Annotated in this window: 2 protein-coding genes; one reads left to right on the top strand and one right to left on the bottom strand. The window is 67.2% G+C overall.

Translation table 11 applies throughout. The annotated features are described in order from the left end of the window. The first annotated feature begins 107 nt into the window (after positions 1-107). A complete protein-coding gene (locus NZM16_RS10980) occupies positions 108-737 on the top strand; it encodes a LysE family transporter (protein ID WP_295452113.1) in 630 nt (209 codons plus the stop codon). A gap of 202 nt (positions 738-939) precedes the next feature. On the opposite strand, the gene NZM16_RS10975 is transcribed toward NZM16_RS10980, so the two are convergent. Beyond that, positions 940-1,963 (bottom strand): efflux RND transporter periplasmic adaptor subunit (locus NZM16_RS10975; RefSeq protein ID WP_295480367.1); only part of this gene is annotated, 1,024 nt, incomplete at its 5' end.

The following is a 1,963-nucleotide window of genomic DNA, read 5'->3' as shown; positions in this document are numbered from 1 at the left end:
CCCCCCCCCCCCGCCACCCCTGGTCTTCTCATCTCCTCGGAGCCGATCCAGCCGCTGAAGGCAGCTCCGATCCGTCCTCTAAATCTTCAAACGGAGCATCCATAACGATGGCCGTGATCTTCCTGCGCGGGCTTTTCCTCAGCCTTTCCCTTTCGATCCCTTTAGGGCCTGGAAACCTGGCGATTCTGCGAGCGGGGTTGCGCCACGGATGGAGAGGGGCGGTGCTGACCGGCCTGGGGACGGTGGCGGGGGATCTCTTTTATTTCACGCTCAGCCTGCTGGGGGCCGCCACCCTGCTTTCCCGATGGCCGACGATAGGGACAGCCCTGGCGGCGGCCGGAGCGCTCCTGTTGGTGGGTCTGGGAGGCATGACCCTGCGGGATGCGTGGCGTGGGGTGGCGATTCGATGGAATCCGGAGGCCTCGTCCTCCCGCCTGTTCTTCACCGGGCTGATGATCACCCTGACCAACCCGATGGTCATCCTCTGGTTCGCCGCCATCGCCTCCACCATGCTCCGCCTGGGGATCCCGGTGATCACGCCCTCGACGGTGGCGGTGTTTTATGGGGGCTTCACGGCGGGCAGTCTGCTGTGGGTGGGGGCGCTGGGGCTGATCACCCATGGGGGGCTTCGGATGCTTTCCCCGGCGGTTCTGCGGGTGCTGACGGCGTTGTGTGGGCTCACCCTGCTGGCTATGGGCGGATGGGGTGGATTTCGGCTCATCGGGTTGTTGGGCTGACAGGGGTCGGCTCGGGAAAACCATCTGCCCCTGATCGTTTCAGGCCCAGAGGGATGTCAGCGTTTTCCCGCTCCGCACCGCGGGGTCCTACCCACAACCCTTTAGGCCGTAGATACAAAGGGAGAAAGAGAAGGGTTGGGGCCGGGCAGTCGCCCTCAGTGGCCTTCCCGAGTGGCCTTCCCGGCCCCCAAGAGCTTCTACGTTAACGCCTGGGGCCGAAGAATCGGAAAACCGATGCCGGTTGGATGTCCCCCAGGGCCACGATATCGCCTTCGCGTAACCCCTCCAGCACCTCGCTCTCTGTCTCGCCCTGCGCCCCCAGGCGGATCTCCACTTCCTCCACCCGATCGCCCACGACGCGGTTGACGAACGCTCGCCCGGTGGTCCGGTCGCGGCGGACCGCGGCGTTGGGCACCAGCAACACGTTCTCCCGGCGATCCACTTCGATCTCCACGGTGGCGCTCATGCCGGAACGAAGGGCAGGATCCTGTTCATCCAGCACGACCCGGACCCGGTAGGTGGCGGCGCCGCCGGCCTCCGTGGCGACGGGATCGATGGATTCGATATGGCCCCGGAAGGTGCGGCCGGGCAGGGCGTCTAGCGTGATCGCCACCGGCATCCCCTCCTTCAGGCGGACCACATCCACTTCGTCCACGGTCAGATCCAGGTAAAGATCGCTCAGATCGGCGAGGAGGATGGCGCCTCCGGGGACGCCGGGGCCGACAACCTGTCCGATCTCGATGTTCAGAGCGGCGATGGTGCCATCGAAGGGCGCCACCAGGGTGGCCTGTTCCAGGCGGCGCCGGGCCTGCTCCAGCTGCAATCGGGCCTGTTCCAGTTGCAGGCGCGTGCGCTCGATGATCAGGGGGTCCGGTTGGAGGCGCGCCAGGCTGGCCTGGGCCTGGGCGAGCTGGGCCCGGGCGGCTTCCAGCTGCTCGGGCCGGGCCCCCGCCTTCAGCTTCTCATACTGGAGCCGGGCGACCTCCGCCTGGAGCTCGGCCTGTCCCACCCGGGCGTTCGCCAGATCGAGATCCACCGGCGCCGAAAACGGGGCGCCAGCGGTTTTGTCGCGGGTCAGCTGCGCCTGCCAGATGGCGTTCTTGGCGAGCTCCACGTTCAATCGGGCGATCTCCAGATCCAGGGGGTCCGGCCCCTTCTCCAGCGCCTGCAAAGCGGCCTGGGCGCTGCGCACGGCCGCCCGCGCAGCGGCGAGCTCCTCCGGTTTG

The organism is Thermoflexus sp., assembly GCF_025055495.1.
Classification (GTDB): Bacteria; Chloroflexota; Anaerolineae; order Thermoflexales; family Thermoflexaceae; genus Thermoflexus.
The sequence above is the reverse complement of the archived record's forward strand: the minus strand, read 5'-3'. Positions and strand labels throughout refer to the sequence as shown.

What these genes read in the sequence shown, in the direction of transcription:
- NZM16_RS10980 (WP_295452113.1), top strand. Translation starts at nt 108, where the DNA reads ATGGCCGTGATCTTCCTGCGCGGGCTTTTCCTCAGCCTTTCCCTTTCG.